8 protein-coding genes and 2 pseudogenes are annotated in these 19,227 nt (G+C 43.7%); 6 read left to right on the top strand and 4 right to left on the bottom strand.

Going from position 1 to position 19,227, the window contains the following annotated elements; translation table 11 throughout:
- Positions 1-43 precede the first annotated feature (43 nt).
- Complete coding sequence (locus tag BMY75_RS06985) at positions 44-1,444, bottom strand: MATE family efflux transporter (protein WP_074831657.1); 1,401 nt, start codon at positions 1,442-1,444, stop codon at positions 44-46.
- Positions 1,445-2,016: 572 nt separating this feature from the next.
- Here BMY75_RS06985 and BMY75_RS18435 point away from each other — a divergent pair.
- The 3 genes and pseudogenes from BMY75_RS18435 to BMY75_RS17470 form a co-directional block, all read left to right on the top strand.
- Positions 2,017-2,706: pseudogene (locus tag BMY75_RS18435) on the top strand (alpha/beta hydrolase); the annotation flags it as partial.
- 294 nt (positions 2,707-3,000) lie between these two features.
- Positions 3,001-3,861: pseudogene (locus BMY75_RS17475) on the top strand (carbohydrate binding domain-containing protein); the annotation flags it as partial.
- 267 nt (positions 3,862-4,128) lie between these two features.
- Positions 4,129-6,054, top strand: coding sequence for a DUF4832 domain-containing protein (locus tag BMY75_RS17470; RefSeq protein ID WP_081350469.1), 1,926 nt, complete (start codon positions 4,129-4,131; stop codon positions 6,052-6,054).
- 142 nt (positions 6,055-6,196) lie between these two features.
- Here the strand turns inward: BMY75_RS17470 and BMY75_RS06955 are convergent, their stop codons facing one another.
- Both BMY75_RS06955 and BMY75_RS06950 read right to left on the bottom strand, forming a co-directional pair.
- Positions 6,197-7,588: a BspA family leucine-rich repeat surface protein gene (locus BMY75_RS06955; RefSeq protein ID WP_074831654.1), complete on the bottom strand. Its 1,392-nt coding sequence runs from the start codon at positions 7,586-7,588 to the stop codon at positions 6,197-6,199.
- A 293-nt stretch (positions 7,589-7,881) separates the two neighbouring features.
- Positions 7,882-10,200: a family 43 glycosylhydrolase gene (locus BMY75_RS06950; protein WP_074831651.1), complete on the bottom strand. Its 2,319-nt coding sequence runs from the start codon at positions 10,198-10,200 to the stop codon at positions 7,882-7,884.
- A 1,098-nt stretch (positions 10,201-11,298) separates the two neighbouring features.
- On the opposite strand from BMY75_RS06950, the gene BMY75_RS06945 reads away from it, so the two are divergent.
- Both BMY75_RS06945 and BMY75_RS06940 read left to right on the top strand, forming a co-directional pair.
- Positions 11,299-13,722 carry a family 43 glycosylhydrolase gene (locus tag BMY75_RS06945; RefSeq protein ID WP_074831648.1) on the top strand — a complete coding sequence of 808 codons (2,424 nt, stop codon included), beginning with the start codon at positions 11,299-11,301 and terminating at the stop codon, positions 13,720-13,722.
- A 156-nt stretch (positions 13,723-13,878) separates the two neighbouring features.
- Positions 13,879-15,516, top strand: coding sequence for an alpha/beta hydrolase-fold protein (locus BMY75_RS06940; RefSeq protein WP_242940191.1), 1,638 nt, complete (start codon positions 13,879-13,881; stop codon positions 15,514-15,516).
- A gap of 174 nt (positions 15,517-15,690) precedes the next feature.
- On the opposite strand, the gene BMY75_RS18430 is transcribed toward BMY75_RS06940, so the two are convergent.
- Positions 15,691-17,916, bottom strand: a complete 2,226-nt coding sequence (locus tag BMY75_RS18430) for a dockerin type I domain-containing protein (protein WP_074831645.1) — start codon at positions 17,914-17,916, stop codon at positions 15,691-15,693.
- A gap of 562 nt (positions 17,917-18,478) precedes the next feature.
- Here BMY75_RS18430 and BMY75_RS06930 point away from each other — a divergent pair.
- Positions 18,479-19,123, top strand: a complete 645-nt coding sequence (locus tag BMY75_RS06930; RefSeq protein ID WP_074831642.1) for a type II secretion system protein — start codon at positions 18,479-18,481, stop codon at positions 19,121-19,123.
- The last annotated feature ends 104 nt before the right edge of the window (positions 19,124-19,227 follow it).

Raw genomic sequence — 19,227 nt, 5'->3', positions numbered from 1 at the left:
GAAAGAATATACGAAAAAATCATAACCACCACTTTAGTGATGGTTATGATTTTTCGTTTACTATGTTGTTTATCCATATGTCCGACCGCACCATGAAATATCCTATGACTACTTTTATTATCTCGGTAAAGCTTATAATGGCGAACATGGGATGGATATCCATTTTTGTAAAGTGAGCGATGATAAATGAAATCGGGATAACAAGCGCCCATGTGAAAACAAAATCAAACAGGAAAGTGAGTATAGTTTTTCCGCCGCTGCGTAAAGTGAAATAGCAGGCATTCGTATATGACCACAGAGGCATGGTTAGCGCCTGAATTATTATCATATATGAAGCCAGCGACCTTATGCTGTCCTCGGTCTTGTATATCTTAGGGAAAAGCGGAGCAAGCGGGATAACTGCCGCCGCCAGCAGGAGAGTAGCCGCAATGCTGAAAAATCTCAGTTTATCATCGGTCCTTCGGGCTTCATCAAGTTTGTTTGCACCCAGCTCAGCTCCAACGATAATGCCTATGCAGCAGCCAAGCTGTATGTATACCGAGCCGAACAGATTTGTGATAGTACCGCTGATGTTTCTCGCGGCTACAACATCAAGACCTCTCTCGGAGTAGCACTGTGCTACAACAGCCATTCCTGCTGCCCACAGAAATTCGTTCACTAGTAAAGGCGAGCCTTTAATGATGATATCCTTTAAAAGTTTTCGGGGAATTGTAAAGCTTTTAAAAAGCCCGACCGCATACGGGTTTCTGTCATTGTGAGTGTGCGTCCAGAATATGACGACACCTGCTTCTATCAGTTTTGCGATAACTGTTGCGACAGCTGCACCTCGTACACCCATTTCAGGCATACCCAGCTTGCCGAATATAAGTCCGTAGTCCAGTACAAGATTTACCCCGACAGCTGATAACGAGCTTATCATCGGTATCGTTGTTATACTGCATTCGCGCAGGGTGCTTGAATATGCCTGTCCGTATCCGAAAGGGATAAGTCCTATTATCATTATTTTCATGTAAGCTTTTGCGCTTTGCATGGTAAGCGCCATCTTTTCGGGACTGTCATCTTCGCTAATGAAAAGCCGTATAAGCGGCTCGTCCAGCAGACTGAACACCAATGCGCCGATAACTATTATCGCGGTGCATATCATCAGCTTGAAACGAACGGTGTATCGCTGACCCTCTGCGTCACGCTTTCCGAAAAACTGCGCACCGAATATCCCGGGACCAGCAACTGCGCCGAAGACTGTTATATTGAATACGAATATGAACTGGTTGACTATAGAAACGCCGCTCATTTGCTCGGTACCGACTTGTCCCACCATGATGTTATCCATCATACTGACAAAATTAGTTACCAGATTTTGCAGTATCATCGGTATGACAGTTATAAGAACACGTTTGTAGAACGCTTTGTCTCCCAGATATTTTTCTCTGAATTTTGTATACATATCATTCTCCTTTTTGACTGAGGCATATTATACCATATATATACCCAAAATGTCAATATTTTATGATAAGTCAGCCGATTCAGCTGTCAGGCAGATAACAACCGCGTGGAACGTCCGATAAATCAATTTGTAATGGCACGGAACCATCGAAAAAAGCTGTGCAAGTTTACTGAAAGTGCGAGGCCGGTAAATGTGATAACATTCTTTTTAATGAGTATTTATATATGAAAAAGACCATATCTTCCATGGCTTTAGTTATGTAAATTTATTAAATTCTGCTGAGCTTTTTATAATTTATATTAAGAAATTATTATATAAGAAAATGTTTAACCAGTTATTGCGGATTAACGGTCAAAGATTGCGATGTTGAAAAATTCTTGTTTACTTTTTTTGTAAAATATAGTATTCTTGCTATAAGAGACGAAATGATAGGGTCATATATTATATAGTATGACTAAAAATGGAAGAACAAATTAAATGTCTCTGTTTCCGGATATTTGTCCGGAGGTTTCGTCCTGCTTTAGTACAGGACTACAAATCAAAAAGGAGTGATTTGAGTGAAACATTCAAAAATGAAGAGAGTTCTCGGTGCAACTGTTGCCTTGATGATGATCGGTGCTTCGTTACCACTCACCGTTAATGCTGCAGGCTTCGACTGGAGCGGTTTTGCAGGAGGATTCGGTACTACCGGTAATGAAAATATCGGTTCTGATGCAGGCAACGGCGGTAACGCTCAGTCAGGTCTTAACGCTAAGATCAAGAACGATATGCCTACCACTGTGCCCGGCGGTGTTGAACAGTCCAGCCGCTGCAAGGTCGAAAACAAGACCTACTACTGCAAGTTCTCAGGCAAAAACAAGAAGTGCAACGTTATCCTGCCCCCGAACTATAACTCCAGCAAGAAGTACCCTGTAATGTTCGTTCTCCACGGTATTATGGGAAGCGAGAACGATATGGTAAGCGGCATGGGTGTTCAGGAACTGATGACAGGTCTTATGTCAACAGGCAAGTCTGAGGAGTTCATCGTTGTATGCCCCAATATGTTCACCAGTAAGACCATGAGCGGTCCAAACGGTATCAACCAGCAGACCTGCCAGGAGTATGACAACTTCCTGTATGATGTTACAGAGAGCCTTCTGCCTTACATCAAGGAGAATTATTCCGTAAAAGAGGGCAGAGAGAATACTGCTATCACAGGTTTCTCCATGGGCGGCCGTGAGGCTATCTACTGCGGACTTATGCGCCCTGATGTATTCGGTTATGTAGGCGGTGCTTGCCCTGCTCCCGGTATCACACCAGGTCAGGACAGCTTCATGGTTCACCCCGGCTGTATGCAGGAGAGCGAAATGAAGTTCAGGAACGTTGGTCCCGAGCCTGAGGTATTCATGATCACAGGCGGTACAAACGATGGCGTTGTTGGTACTTTCCCGCAGCAGTACAGCACAATACTCACCAGAAACGGTGTTAACCACGTATATCAGTCTATCCCCGGCGGCGGACATGATGCTAACTCTGTAAAGCCTCATCTTTACACTTTCATGAGATATGCTTTCAAGGGCGATGGTAATACAAGCAGCGGAGGCGGAGAAGTGATCAATCCACCTGTTGATCCCGATCCTAATGGCTGGTACTTCCATTGTGGATTTGAAGGTACTTCTGACGGATTCACAGGAAGAGGTTCCGCAAGCGTAGCTTCAAGCAGCGATACTGCATCCGCAGGCAGCAGCTCGCTGTATGTATCAGGAAGACAGAGTGCATGGAACGGTGCAAGCTATACACTTGATTCCACTACTTTCAAGGCAGGCAATTCGTACAGCTTCAGTGCTATGGTATCCTACCTCAGCGGTGATGCAACAGATAAGTTCCACTTCACTATGCAGTATACCGATGCAAGCGGAACAACAAATTACACAAAGATCGCATCCGAAACAGTTTCAAAGGGCAAGTGGGTACAGCTTGCAAACAAGAACTTCATGATCCCCGCTGGCGCATCAAATGTGCAGATCTATGTTGAGACTGACAGCTCTACCACATCGTTCTATGTTGATGAAGTGATCGGTGCGGCAGCAGGTACAACCATAGATGCAAACGGTAATAACGGCGGCGGTTCAGAACCTCATCAGTCCTCCGACAATACTTATCCTACTAATATTAAGGTGAACTACAGCACTCAGTATCATCAGGTACAGTTCACATGGAACGCAGTTCCCAATGCACAGAACTACGGCATCGCAGTATATCTGGCAGGCAAATGGAGAGTTCAGACTCAGTCCATCTCCGGTTCGACTACATCTTATGTAACTCCCAAGAACCTCACACCCGGCATGACCTACAAGGTAGCTATCGCTGCAAAGGTAGGCGGTAAATGGGATGTTACAAACGCTATCAAAAATGCTGTGACTGTTACAGTTAGGTGACAGGCGGATTATCCGATTTGATACGTAAATACTATTGATATCTTAACGCCTCCCGGAGATACGTAATGTATCCCGAGGGGCGTTTTATCTTTTCATTACAATTTCGATCACAAAATACATATATCTAATTTTGCTTTGGGTACAACATTATTTTAAATAATATTAACATATTGCCCTGTTGGATATGCTATATTTAAAATGGTATATATTAAATGGTTGAAGAGAGGCTGAGCCTCACAAAATGTATGGATATGAAAGGGAAATACTATGAAAAACACAAACATCAGGAGCAGTCTTGTAAAAAGACTTGCTGCAAGCGGACTTTCGATCTGTCTTGCTGTTTCGGCACTGCCAACTGTGGTTTATGCAGGAAGCACAGCGGCAAATTCTGCCAGCAAAATTACAGCTGTAAATGAGATAAGCTACAAGGAGACCCTTGAAGATACTCATAACCCCTACAGAGGTTTTTATCAGGCTTATGAGATCAGCTACAAGCGCGATAGTTCCAACTGTAAAGCTCAGGCTTCTACTTTGGAAAATATTGACGGGATCGCGTCGAAATATCAGCTCGTTCATTTGCTGATTGACCTTTCTGATTTCTCGGCGCAGAACAGAAAGGGTGAAAACCCCGTTAAACATTCCGACAACGCATATATCGATTCTTCAAAGGACGATGTTGAAAAAGCTTTTGGAGAACTTCTGGCAAGACTGAGAAAAAACAACCAGAGCGCTGTTATACGCTTTGCTTATGACTACAAATACAGAGGCAAAACAGCTGATGGTGTTGACGAAGACGGCAATCACTATTACAGAACCGTATGGGAACCCACCGATGACAAGTTTATTGAACAGCATCAGGAAAAAGTCGGCGCGGTCATCAGCCGGTATACCGATGTCATAGCTGCTGTTGAATGTGGCATCATCGGACCCTGGGGTGAGATGCATACCTCAGACCGCACAGATGCGGCAAGTGAGAAAAAGATAATAGGAAAATGGCTTGAGGTACTGCCTGAGGATCTGACAGTCAACGTCCGCAAGCCAAGCGATTTCTGCGCATGGAGCGGTGTGAAGCTGAAAAACATTGATTCCTATGTAGCCAAGGAGGGCACCGATGCTTACAGGATAGGTCTGTACAATGACGGCTATCTTGGTTCGGTCACTGACCTGGGCACTTATAAGGACAGAGACAAAGAGATAAAATGGCTCACGACCCAGACCGACCACACACTTTTCGGCGGTGAACTTGTACTGTGGGACGATGAAGAAGGCGGTGCTCCGCTGAATAATATTGCTTATTTTGAAAAAGAAGGTTTCAAGACCCACACATCATACCTCAATAAGGACTGGCACGATGGGGTCATGGATGGTTTCAGAAGTACTACATATAACGGCGGCGACTCACTCTACAAGGGCAAGACTTCAGAGTTTGATTATCTCCGCAACCGTATGGGATACAGGTTTGTGGTACGGGATGTACAAATGACCACCGAACTTTCTGCCGATGAGAATTTTGCACTTGAAACAACTATTGAAAATGTAGGCTTTGGCAACCTTTTCAAAAATGAGCAGACCTCAGTTATCATCAAGGGCAATGGTCTGGAGAAAGAGTTCAAACTTTGGGATCTCGATTCAGATAAAGGAGAGAAAGCTTCAAACTATGATGCCAGAAAATGGCTCAGCGGCACTTCACTTACCGACAGAAAGTCGAATATAATGTCAGCCGAACTTGATCTGCCTGACGATATGCCTGAGGGCACTTATAAAGTGTATTTCAAGATTGCCAACAGAAAAAACGGCGAGGGCGAATATCCTATTCGCTTCTCAAATGAGGGCAGCAATGTCTATGACACCAAGCTTAAAGCAAACTTTGTTGGCAGCTTCAAGATAAATACACCTATCAAAGTTGAGGCGCCTACATCATATCCCACAAATATCAAGGTCACTTATAGTGAGAAATATCATCAGGTAAGATTTACATGGGATAAAGTCGAAGGTGCTGACAGGTACGGAATAGCAGTATATCTGGCAGGAAAGTGGAGAGTGCAGACACAGAATATCATCGACACGATCTATACCTCTCCAAAGAATCTTACCCCCGGTATGTCTTACAGGGTCGCAATTGCTGCGAGAGTGAACGGCAAATGGGATACCGTAAATGCCATCAAAAATGCCGGGACTATTACTATAAAGTGACAAGCTGAAATTGATCCGCTTTTCAATATGATAAACGCAACGCCCTCCGGGATACATTTTCGTATCCGGAGGGCGTTATATATTTTGATAGTTAAAAAATCTTATCGTTGTAAACTTGCTTGTTCGGGCGTATTTCAGTACATCACTTTATGGTTATGGTCACGGCGTTTTTGATAGCGTTTGCTGTATCCCATTTTCCTTCAACTCTTGCAGCGATAGCGACCTTGTAGCTCTTGCCGGGGGTGAGGTTCTTTGGAGATGTGTAAACAGTACCGGTAATGTTCTGCGTCTGTATTCTCCATTTACCTGCAAGATAAACAGCTATTCCGTATCTGTCAGCGTTTTCGACCTTATCCCATGAGAATCTCACCTGGTGATATTGCTCGTTGTATAGGGCTTTTATGTTTTGGGGATATGTGTTCGTGTTGCCGGAATTTTCTGACTCGGTGCCAAGGCGTTTGTAGGTGTTCTTGCCGTTGTTTTCGATAACAGCATATTCGCCGCTGCCGCTGACCACAGTTTTGGGAGCATTAGCATTTACCCAGCCGTCGCCGTTGGGGAGATATGTATTCTCCGGTAATTTTTTGAAGTTTTTGCCAAGAGTGAGAGTACTCAGCTTACCGCAAAGAGTGAACATATCATTCATATATATGACATTGCTTGTATCAAAACTGCTCAGGTCAATTGAAGTAAGGCTGGTGCAGCCTGCGAACAGAGTGTACATCTCCTCGACTTTGCTTGTATCAAATCCGCTCAGATCGATCTTTGTCAGACTGTAACAGCCATTGAACATACTGTACATATATATAACTTTTGCAGTGTTAAATCTGCTCAGATCCAGTCTGGTCAGACCTGTGCATCCATAGAACATGCTGCCCATATTTGTAACAGAACTTGTATCAAAACTGCTTACATCAATTGTTGTCAGCTTCCTGCAATTAAGAAACATACCGCTCATCTTTGTGACTTTGCTTGTATCAAAATGTCTCAGGTCAACTGAAGTCAGGCTGGTACAGCCATAGAACATAGCAGACATATTTGTAACGTTACTTGTATCAAAACTGCTCAAATCTATGGAAGAGAGACTGCTGCAGCAATAGAACATATCTTCCATATTCGTTACCTTGCTTGTATTGAAACTGCTTATATCAAGTTTTGTCAGAGCAGAACATTCAGAAAACATGGAGTTCATATCTGTAACATTGGTAGTATCAGCTTTTGAAAGATCTATGGAAGTGCAATTAGTGTAATAGTAAAACAGCATACTGCAGTTCTGGGGAAGTACCGTTCCTTTTTCAGCTACTACTGATCTTACCTTTTCATCATGATCATAGCCAAAATCCCTTATTGCATCACGTTGTACTTCGCCCTTTAGCGTAAGTACACCTGTTGATTCATCAAAAGAATAGCAATCTACCTTAATAGAAGCTGCCTGTGCGGTTATATTCTGCGAGATTATCGGCGCACCATAGCTGACTGCACCTGCTGCCATACAAAGCGACATTACTACTGCTAAAAATTTTTTTACCTGCATGATTATGCCTCCTGATCAATTATGTTGGACATGATAATATACCAGTAAATCATAGAATATTATAACACGCGCAAAAGTTTTTGTCAATATTTTTGACATATTTCTGTGACCTTTCGTAGCTTATCCATAATTGAATATGGTATTAATGTGCATTTTTGATAATTGTCTAACAATAGTAATTCTTATAGCAATACCATATTTTACTCGATATTGTTCTGCCAAAACAAAAGCGACTGCCATGATGACAGTCGCTTTATACTAGCCGATATGCTCAGCTTTGAGTTTTTTGGAACTTAGCCGATGCTCCAGCTGTCCAGTGTTGCATTGCCGCTTGCTACGAAGTACAGATCCTTCTGACCGCTTACGGAACTAATAGCTGCAACAGTGTTTTCGCTCATAGAGCCGTTGAGCTCAACGTAGCCTATAACATTGCCTGTGGGGCTGCCTGTGCAGACCTTGATAACGGTGCCGCTGCCTGAACCCTTGATGGTGATGGTGTTGACGCCCTTGCTGAAGTTAACGCCGCTTACCTTGAGCCAGCTGCCTGACTTCATGGAAACAGTAGTATTTCTGAGTCCGTTTACCTGAACGTCATCGGACTGGTTGGACATTGTTTCAGCCTGAACGGTTGTGTAGGGGTTGAGCCATTCGATCTGAGAAACGCCCTTCATATCACCGCTGCAAGAGAGCTTGCCATTGTTGAAGGTGCATTCATTGATCTGAGTTGAACGATAGTTACCGTCTGCTGACAGCTGTCCGTTACTGCTGTAGACCTTTATGTTTTCAGCCTTGATCTTGCGGATAGCATACTGACGGCTGTGGTAAGCAACATAGTACTTGCCCTTGAAGTAGATGATAGAGTGGTGGTTATTACCGCCGTTGTCTATTCTCTGTGAACCTGTGTTCTTGAATACATTACCTGAAAGCTTCCATGAATTTGCATCCAGAGGAGTCTTGGAAGTCATGTAAAGAATGTCTGCGTTTCCGAAGTTTACGCCGTTTATTGTCTGGTTTCCTACGTTCCAGTTAGAGCAGTAAGAATAATACCAAGTATCACCGATCTTGATAACGCTCGAGTCTTCAAAGAGGTAAGGGATATTCATGGAAACGGGGGTGCCTGCAAGAGAGATCATATCATTTCCGAGCTTAACTACACGGCCTGTGCCGGGAGTAGCTGCAGGAACACCGTTCTTGCGTCCGCCACCGAAGAAGAGGTAAGCTTCGTTGGTATTCTCATCGTAGTATACACCGGGGTCGAACATCCACTCAACGTTTGAGCAGTTGGGTGAGTTGTGTGTAAGAAGTGCATGACCCAGAGGATCGGTCCAGGGACCTGTGGGGCTGTCAGCAGTTACAACGCCGATACCGCCGCCGCTGTTTGCGAAGTAAAGGAAGAACTTAGGCTTGCCGTTTATCATCTTCCAGCAAGCATCAGGAGCCCATGCAGCGCTTGCCCATGAGCAGCAGCCGTTCTGAGTTCTGCCGTTTCTTGCAGCTATCGGGATAGCACCGTGGTCTGTCCAGTTAACCATATCAGCGGTAGACAGACAGTTGATAGTACCTGAGTTGTAGGTGTTTTCCTGATACTGACCATCGTATCTGGTTTCAAATGCATCGTTGGTTGTGTAGATATAAAGTCTGCCGTCGTAAACCATCCAGCCTGGGTCAGCGCCGAAACGTGTAGTCGAGATAGGATTGTTCTCGCCGTCATATTTATAGCTCTTGCCTATATTTACATTTCTGAATTTAGCTTCCATAGCGGATACATCAACAGCCTTTGCAGAGACAGGGAATTCGGTTATCTTCTTAGCGACAAACTGCTTGAGAAAATCGACATCATCCTTGTCAAATTCACCGCTCTTATCAACATCGGCTGCTTTCTCTGCCTGTTTGTCATCGAAGCCCTTGGAAAGACCTCTCTCAGCGAAAATAATATCATTTGCAGTGACAGCGCCGTCGCAGTCAATATCGCCCAGGATTATACCGCCCTTGGGTTGGTTGTTTGCATTGCTGTTGCTGCCGTCGGGTCCGAGAATGCCTGTGCCTGCTACCGCACCGATAACTTCATCAACGTAGAATGAGGTAGTAGAGCTGTCGGTCTCAACGTAGATCTGCATATTTGAAGCGCCTGAGGGGAGCCTGTAGTTAGTGTTTGCAAGCTGTGTCCACTGACCCTTCTTGACTGTTTCTGTAGCGATCTTATCATAATAGGTCGTGCCGTCAGAACCGTCATACTGAAGAGTGAAATGGAACGTATCAGTGCTATCTCCATCGAGGTAGGTAACTATAGCACTGAAGCTGTACTCAGTACCAGCTTTGAAGTTACTGCCGAGCTTGTAGGAAGCACCGTTCCAGGCACTCGCTCTGTTAGTTACGTAAAGTGAGTTGCTGCCAACGAATGAAGTGTCGCTGCTTGAAGCTATGCTTGCAGAACCTCTTGACGAGAATCCGTCGGTAGTGCCTTCAAAGCCGAAATTGAAGTACCAGCCGTAGTCATTGGGCTGGTCATAAACAGCGGCCTGCGCGATGACAGGGGCAGTATATTGCGGTACAGTAGCCGGAATACAGCTTAGTGCCATCAATACTGCCAGAAATTTCTTATGAGTTTTCATAATAATCTGACCATCTCCTTAAAAAGACCATAATTGTTGATTGACGATTGAATATAGAATAGGCTAAAAAAGAATAGGCTTATAAAAAAAGAATAGGCTAATATAACATATAGTTATATATTCTAACTATATTGTACAACAATCGGTGCATGGATTTCAACCTACGATTTGCAGATTTGGTTGAGAAAATGCAGATTCGGTGTTTAAATTTTTTAGAAAATTGTTATATTATGTTCCATGCGTTCAACGTTCCGGACAAATAATCTAAATTTTACCTGCAAGCCCTTAAATTACGCAAAATCGAGAATACAGCGGGTAAAATAGTATGTGTTTGCCGTGAAAATGATCCGGCTTAATAATGCCTGATAAGTTTAATATAGTTGGGTTCAAAGTTATACTTATTCCATTGAAAGATCAAAACAGAGGATATATGATTCTTTAGCATAAAAAATCACAGTAAACTACAACAAAAAAATGCCCAATGGGATACCTTTATTTACCGCAGTGTCACTTTACCGTGACTTCAAATGTTCTCATTCATAAATTATCGGCCTGCCATACGCCGTTTACATAGCCTGCGATGCTGTACTTCTTTGCACCCTCGATATTATTGGGGATGAGCTTTACATCTCGGTCTTCCTTTTTAAATGTCACATCGGGAACTGCTGTTTTGGGGTCGATGACCTTTCTATCCGTGATGGTTTTATTGTAGGTGGCGAAAGGACGCGGTAAAGTTACCTAGTATATAATCTTGCCATTCTCTGCCTTGCAGGTGGAGCAGAAAGGCGGGGTCTTCATAGTGCCCGTGGCAAATTTTGAATTTTGATATCAGAAACCTGAGCCGAGTTTCATAAAATCATGAGACCTGATTATTCTTATACTTTATCGGGAAAAATTTTTGATTGCATATTTGATATCTTTGTTAATTTTTTTGCTAATTTCTACATTTTTCCTACATAATTCTAAAAAATTTGGATTGACATTGGTGAAATTTCGTGTTATCATAGTGGTGTGAAAATTATCGTAACTGATTAAAAGATATGATCTGTAGTCGAGTCAGAAAAAGGGATACTTAATATGATGAAAAGGAGAATTGATATGAAGAAGGTTTTTTCAGCAATCACCAAGGCTGCACTGACAGCTGCGACCCTATGCACAACGGCGACTATTGTTGCAAATGCAGACAATCCGATCGTACAGACATCTTTTACACCTGACCCTGCTCCCATCGTTATCGGCGATGAGCTGTATGTATTTACAGGCTGTGACCGTGAAGGCAATAATGATTTCTACTACATGACAGGCTGGCAGTGCTTCTCCACAAAGGATATGAAGAACTGGACAGACCACGGCAGGATACTTGAGGATACTTCGTTCTCGTGGTGCAACAAGAACGACGCATGGGCTTCACAGTGTATCGAGCGCAACGGCAAGTACTATTTCTATTTCACCACTACCAACAAGAGCGGCGGAGGACGAGCTATCGGTGTTGCAGTTGCAGATTCACCCGAAGGTCCATACAGAGATCCTTTGGGGAAACCGCTGTGCGGTCCTAACTGGGATTATATCGACCCGACTGTTATCATAGATGATGACGGTCAGGCGTGGCTGATGTTCGGCAATCCGAAATGCTACTATGTAAAGCTGAAGGAAGATATGGTAACGCTGGATGGTCAAATCAAGCAGTTCGATATGAACACACAGCAGTTTGGTTACAGCAGTGAAAGAAGCACTTCCTACGGTGAAGGCCCCTGGATATACAAGCGTAATAACCTTTACTATCTTGTGTGGGCATCTTTTGTTGACGGTTACGGCGGAGAGAGCCAGTGCTATGCAACAGGTCCTTCCGTTACCGGTCCCTGGACATACCGCGGCGTGATACAGCAGGGCTCAAACTGCTTCACCACTCATGGAGGTATAATCGACTATAAGGATCATTCTTACTTTTTCTATCACAAGAACGGTCTCCCCGGTGGAGGTACGTTCAACAGAAGTGCTGCCTGTGAGGAATTCACATACAACGCTGACGGTACTATCCCTGTTGTGAAGCCAACAAACAGCGGACCGCAGCAGCTCGAAGCTTTGGATCCTTTTGAGAGAGTAGAGGCTGAAACTATCTGCTGGAGCGAAGGAGTCAAGACCGAAAAGGACGATAACGGTTCCGTAAATGTGGGATATATCAAAAAGGGTTCTTACATAAAGGTCGCAGGCGTTGACTTCGGTGAAGGAGCTGATAAGTTCACAGCTTCCGTTGCTTCGGCAGGAAACGGCGGATACATCGAGCTTCACCTTGACAGCAAGACAGGACCTGTTGTGGGTACACTTAACGTCGGCGATACGGGCGGCTGGCATAACTGGAAAGAAGTATCCTGTGATGTATCGGGTGCTGAAGGCGAGCACGACCTCTACCTTGTATTCAACGGCGGCGACGGATATCTTATGAATATCGACTGGTGGAAGTTTGGCGGTGCAGGTGCAAATTCATCGGGCACAGACACTTATATTTTTAAGAATACATTCGAGGGCAAGCTTGACGGCTGTTCTGACAGAGGCGGTTCAAAAGTTGCTTTGAGCACTGACGAAGCATATGAGGGCACGGGCTCTGCATACTGCTCAAACCGTTCCTCTTCATGGCAGGGTCTCGGCAAGAGCCTGAATTATAAGTTCAAGGCAGGGGAGAGCTACAGCTTCTCGGCTATTGTAAAGTATAACGAGGGCGCGTCTTCTACAAAATTCCACCTCACTCTCCAGTATACAGGTTCGGACGGAGAGACTCACTATGATAAGATAGACACCAAGAACGTTTCAAAGGGCGAGTGGACACAGCTTGCGAATACAAGCTACAAGATACCGAGCGGAGCCAAAAATCTTCTGGTATATGTGGAGACAGAGGGCGATTCAGATGACAATACCTCTGCTACAAACTTCTATGTTGATAACTTCTTTGCAGCAGCAGGCGGCACAGTTATAGATGGTCCTCAGGCTGTAGTTACAACTCCGCCGACAGTTTCATATGAGCCCGGCTATACCTCTGTCAAGCTTACATGGACGACTGTTCCCGGTGCTGAAAAGTACGCAGTATGCGGCTATACAGACGGCAAATGGAAGAAGATAGCGGAAACCGGCGGCAATTCCTACACCATCAAAGGACTTATGTCGGGATTCAAATATAATGTTGCTGTCATTGCAATGACAAACGGTAAATGGAGCAATGATTTTTCAAATATGATTGCTGTAACTCCCACTGGCGACAGCTATCCATCTATAAACTATATCGCATACAATGATGTTTATCACCAGTTCCAGCTGAAATGGAACCCTGTTAACGGTGCGACACAGTACGGCGTTGCGGTCAAGCTGGGCGGCAAGTGGAAAGTTCAGGCTTACACTGATAATGTTATCTTTACATCACCTAAGCTCAGACCCGGCAGTACCTATGAAATGGTCGTTTGCGCCAAGATAAACGGCAAGTGGGATATAAGCAACATAAATGCCAGAGCTTTCAAGGTCACGGTTGAGTGATCGGTGCGCTGCAGGTCATTAGCCGAGATAGGAACTGCGTAGGATATTACTCGGCGATAATTAATATGGTCTAGGAAGTGCTGTATATCAGCACTTTTTAGAATAGAAGAACAAATCTAGGTTATAGCATACCAAATCAGATCGGAGGAAAAACTAATGTCAAGTTCAAAAACGATTGGAAAAAAACTATTGTCAGTGCTGTCATCGGCAACACTGGCAGCATCCTGTCTGGCTCTTGTACCAACAGCGCCTGCGCTTACCGTTGAAGCAGCCGGTACTAGCAGCTACATCTTCCATGATACTTTTGAAAGCGGAACAGATGACTGGTCCGCAAGAGGCGGCTGTAAAGCTGCTGTAAGCAGCGATGCAAAGTACATGGGTTCCAGATCACTGTTCATTTCGGGCAGAACCGCTTCATGGAACGGAGGACAGAAATCACTGAGCACGACTACATTCGTTCCAGGCAAAAGCTACGCTTTCAGCGCCTGCTTTACAAACCTTACGGGTTCTGATCCAACCGAATTCAAACTAACACTTCAGTATAGCCTGAACGGTACAACAAGCTATGATAAGATAGCACAGACTTTTGCAAACCGCGGCGAGTTCGTTCAGCTCTACAATGCTGAATACACTATCCCCGCAGGGGCTGCCGATCTGGTACTGGTAGTTGAAACTACCGATGAGACCTGTGATTTCTATGTTGATGAGATCATAGCTGCTCCCGCAGGAACAAAGATCGACGGTCCTACATCAAAGGTCGTAATCAGCAAGGGTGTCAGAAGAGGTGACGTTGATCTTGACGGCGATCTCACCGTACTTGACCTTATCGAACTCAAGAGAGGTATGGTAAGAGGATTTATCAACAGTACTGCAGAGAAAAATGCAGATGTTGACAAGAGCGGTGTTATCGATGAAGATGATGTATCCGCACTTCAGTCATATCTTGTTGGCGAGATCACAGAATTCCCTGTGGTCAATAATCATCTTTCAATGAAGGATTTCACTGACAAGGTTAAGTCCACCATAGTTGAAAAAGAGCCTGATTCTGCAAACCGTTCCAAGAGCGGCGTAACTTACGGTCAGATACAGAAGAAGAGCTACTATTCGACCACCTGCAACAGACAGAAGGACGTAAATATACTTCTGCCTCCAAACTATGATCCTAACAAGAAGTACCCCGTAATGTACATCATGCACGGCTACTATGAGGGCATCGACAGAATGCTCACAAAGGGAAATGCTGATATGCATACCCGCGAGATGATAGGCAACGCTATCGCTGAGGGCGCAGCTAAGGAAATGATCTGCGTATTCCCCGATGTATTCTCCAGCCCAACTCTCAAGGCTTGCACAGGCATGGACGAAACAAACAACCAGGGCTATGATAACTTCATAAACGATCTCACCAAGGATCTTATGCCCTATATGGAAAAGAACTATAGCATCCTGACAGGCAAGGACAACACCGCTATCACAGGCTTCTCTATGGGCGGACGTGAGGCTCTCCTCATTGGTATGAAGAGACCCGATCTCTTCGGCTATGTCGGTGCTATATGTCCCGCTCCTGGAGTTACAGGTTCCTTCAACTGGAGCGCTGATAATCAGCCTTACTTCCTGATGATAACAGGCGGAAGCGACGATACTGTTGTTTATGATAATCCTAAGACATATCATTCTAACTTTGAGAAGAATGGTGTTCCTCATATCTGGCACTATGTAAACGGCGGCTACCACGGTGATAACTGTATAAGAGCTCACCTTTACAATTTCTTCCGCATAGCTTTCCAGAATTAAGGATAATAAGCAAAACAACGATAATTACCTGCAAACAAAGTCCTGCACTGTCTTGTGCAGGACTTTGCTCATTACTATCTGTTTTCGGTTTTATAATAGTACATCGGAACAATAACAGGCAGCAGTATGTTTTTTACTGCTGCCTTGCTTTTTACGGAAAATTTATCCGATTTATCATTTTATCAGTTTTTTGCCCTTTACGTGTGCGGCAACCTTTGTAATATCGGTAATTGTTATCTTGCCGTCCTTATTTATATCAGCACGAGTGAACTCATCATTTTTCAGCAGCTTTTTGCCCTTTACATGAGCTGCGATCTTTGTGATATCGGTAATGTTGATCTTGCCGTCGTTGTTGACGTCGCCGAGTAAAGGTATTCTTTCTCCGATGACTGCTTCAACACATTCTGCCTTTGTATCAAGATGGTTTTTATCGCCCTTTATCTTGAACCATACAAAGTAAGTACCGACTTCTTTTCCCTTTGGGATATCCACGGAATATGCCTTATCATCGGGAGCCTGTTCTTTGCTGTTACTTACAGCATATACGAAATTTCCGTCCTTTGACGAGCCTGCGCTGACAAGCTTTTGTTCCTTGCTGTTGAATTTAAGGTCTTTTAAAGCTTTTGGCTTGTCAGTGGCTTTGGCTTCTGCTTTTGCAACAGTAAAATCAACGATTGCCACCGCATTGCCTACAGTGATTTTTGCTGTATAGTCACCTGCATCAACAGGAGCGGCGGACAGCTTTTTGTCACCATTATAGTATTCTATAACGTAATTGTCGGGGAAAGCTGATTTGTTATAGTCATCATTTATATAAGCTGACTTTGCTGTTCCGTCATAGGTAAGAGCTTCTGGAGCGCAGAGGGTAAGTGTCAGACCTTTTTTGATATTGCATATGGAATCAGCGGTACATTCGGCGGTTATCGTGTTTTTATCAGCTGTGTATGACCATTCATGATCGTGATCTTTCCACTTTGCGTAAAGTGCGGTATCCTTATCGAAAACCGTCTGTGCGGTTATGGGTTCGCCGTTATATTCTTTATTATCGTACCAGCCGTCAAAAACATAACCCGCCTGAATGGGGTCTCCGGGGAAAGCTTCGCCAAGAGAATTACCCTGCCAGAAGCCTTCATCATCAAGGTGTTTGGTTATAGTCAGAGAAGCATACTTGTCATCGTCAGAGCGCATAGCATCAAAGGATATGGTAACAACGTTATTATCGTTCAGATCTAATTTTGAGCCCGAAGAATCTCTTCCCAGACCGCTGTATCCATAATCAGGTGTAAAGTTGCTCTCACCGCAGCCCTCGATGGTCAGCTGTCCTATGGCAGCGTCGGGAAGATGCAGGATAACATCGCCGTCGCTCATAGCTATCGCACCGCCTAAGCTTGCGTGGCAGTTCTCTATTTTGCCGCCAAGGACAAAGTTCTCGGTATTACCGTCAAAATTTATCGCACCTCCGCGGTAGTTTGCATAGCAGTCGTGGATATATCCGCCGTACATATTTACAGTAGCGGCGTCATCTCTTGAAGTTCCTGATCTGAATGTGCAGCCGATAGCTCCGCCGTGACCCGAAGCGCAGTTATATATAGTTCCGCCGTAAACGTTAAGGTGAGCAAAGTTGTATGCGCCCAGTGCGCCGCCCCATCCGCCGTTGGCATAGCAATCGTGTATAACTGATCCTGCTTTTACATTGACTGTTCCGCCGCCATGAGGTCTGGTATAATCAACTCTTACAGCACCGCCGTAGTTTGCAGATGTGCCGCCGTCCGAACAGGTGGTATCAGTGGAATTGGTGGTAGAGGAGTTGCGAAGCTCAAGTCCGTCACCGAGGTTCAGCACAGCACCCTGATATATATCTATCATAGCTCGTCCGCTTGCCCCTGAATTGTGTGGAGAAGTATTTGTTATACCCTCTTCGCTCCATACAGCGCCGCCATCGATTATGATATTTCGAAGCTCCACTTCAACGGTATTTGTGGCAACGTTGTTATATCCATCACCTGTACCGTTTCCTTTTATGCCAAATACAGAGGTCAGGCTACCGCTGTTAGCGCCTTCTGCAGCAGTACGTTTTATCGTAAACTTTTTGCCTTCTGCACTTTCGATAGTAAGACTGCGGTCGATGATCAGCTGTAATGTGGTCACTGTTGACCTTTTTACTGTTTCGCAGGGTACATTAATATCCGCAGTGACTATAATGGTCGAAATGTCCTCATTTTCAATTGCAGCCTTCAGCTCATCATAATTTGAAACCTTTGCCGTGTTGAAATCAGCTGCGTAAGCTGTCAGAGATGTTCCTTCAAACATCTGAAAACTGCTGCATATGGACGGTATAAAGCCTGCGGACATCGTTAATGCTATGACTGCAGCGGTTATACGTTTGAATGTTAAATTCATTTTAGCTCCTCCTTGAAATGTATTAAATACTGGTCATTCAATGATTGATTAATATATTTAATAATATTTTATCACATTTATCCGAGGATGTCAATCGCTTTTGGCTGATAGAGTGTTAGTATCCTTTTTATCTTATAATTTTATTAACGCGTTAACTAATCACGAAAATATCATTTTCGTAAGTTTGAACGGCAATTCTGAAAATATTCAAAATCTAAAAGTTGTATTAATAAATTATCATTTTAATACAATACATCGTTCAACAAAACAAAAACGTTTTCAAAATCGCAAATCAAACGTTTTCGTGGGAATATATGGAATTGCAGCACTGATACTGATTGGCTACAATTCGTATTCACGAATTTATAACAAAATCCCCATTGACAAAAGGTATAAGTTGTGTTATAGTTATTTACAGAAAACAAAATACTGCCGAAAGATATTGAGAAAGTTTTTTGAAAATCGAAAATATTTCGTAAGCATATCCATCGGGCGTGGTCGATGATATGTGGTAAGATATAGTTTTTAAAAACTAAGACAATGATGATAAGGGTGGTTTAATATGAAAAAAAATAATAATATAAATTCTCCGAACCGTAAGGGTTTTACTTTGGTTGAACTTATCACAGTTATTTCAATAGTTGCAGTTATGGCTGCAATGATCGTTCCTAATCTGCTGAAGCTTATAGAAAAGGCAAACAATACCCGTGATGCTAATGAAGCAAAAGATCTCGGAAAACTGATCATGTCTATGGCTGCATTAGATGACGACCTTAATTTGTACAATCCATGGTCAACAAATCTGGATCCGGACGGTACTTCATCCTGGGGATATATATACGTCGGTAAAGATGATGTCAGAACTTCATCAAAACAAATGATGCAGATGCTGATCGACAATGGTTATGTAAAAGAAGATGCCGCTATAAGGAGACGAGGCGGAGATGTCCCGGGCGAAGGCGAGCAGCAGGTTTATAAAAAAGATACAACTCTTATGTGTCATTCAAACCATAACTGGGTAGCATATGAGATACATTTCAGAATAATGCCTGATGGTAATCTGGATATTTCATATTGTGCAACAAAAGCTAGTACAAACAATCTCGCAGATGCAGATGCAGATGAAAAGGCGACCAAATTATTCTGTAAATTTGCAGCAGGTCACACCGACGAATTCGCGATAGAGCACGCTAACCATAACTACTGATTACTTTTCTTGATAATTGAATGCCAAATGATTTGTATGTGATGTAAGATCATCATAAATAGTTTTCCCCAACTTCCCCAAAAAACAGACCCTGCCCGATTCCG

The sequence above is a fragment of the Hominimerdicola alba genome (assembly GCF_900109655.1).
Classification (GTDB): Bacteria; Bacillota; Clostridia; order Oscillospirales; family Ruminococcaceae; genus Hominimerdicola; species Hominimerdicola alba_B.
This window is presented reverse-complemented; position numbering and strand designations above follow the sequence as displayed.

Excerpts from the sequence above, each read along its gene's own strand:
- BMY75_RS06950 (WP_074831651.1), bottom strand. The coding sequence starts at position 10,200 with ATGAAAACTCATAAGAAATTTCTGGCAGTATTGATGGCACTAAGCTGT.
- BMY75_RS06930 (WP_074831642.1), top strand. The coding sequence starts at position 18,479 with ATGAAAAAAAATAATAATATAAATTCTCCGAACCGTAAGGGTTTTACT.
- BMY75_RS06945 (WP_074831648.1), top strand. The coding sequence starts at position 11,299 with ATGAAGAAGGTTTTTTCAGCAATCACCAAGGCTGCACTGACAGCTGCG.
- BMY75_RS18430 (WP_074831645.1), bottom strand. The coding sequence starts at position 17,916 with ATGAATTTAACATTCAAACGTATAACCGCTGCAGTCATAGCATTAACG.
- BMY75_RS06955 (WP_074831654.1), bottom strand. The coding sequence starts at position 7,588 with ATGCAGGTAAAAAAATTTTTAGCAGTAGTAATGTCGCTTTGTATGGCA.
- BMY75_RS06940 (WP_242940191.1), top strand. The coding sequence starts at position 13,879 with ATGTCAAGTTCAAAAACGATTGGAAAAAAACTATTGTCAGTGCTGTCA.
- BMY75_RS17470 (WP_081350469.1), top strand. The coding sequence starts at position 4,129 with ATGAAAAACACAAACATCAGGAGCAGTCTTGTAAAAAGACTTGCTGCA.
- BMY75_RS06985 (WP_074831657.1), bottom strand. The coding sequence starts at position 1,444 with ATGTATACAAAATTCAGAGAAAAATATCTGGGAGACAAAGCGTTCTAC.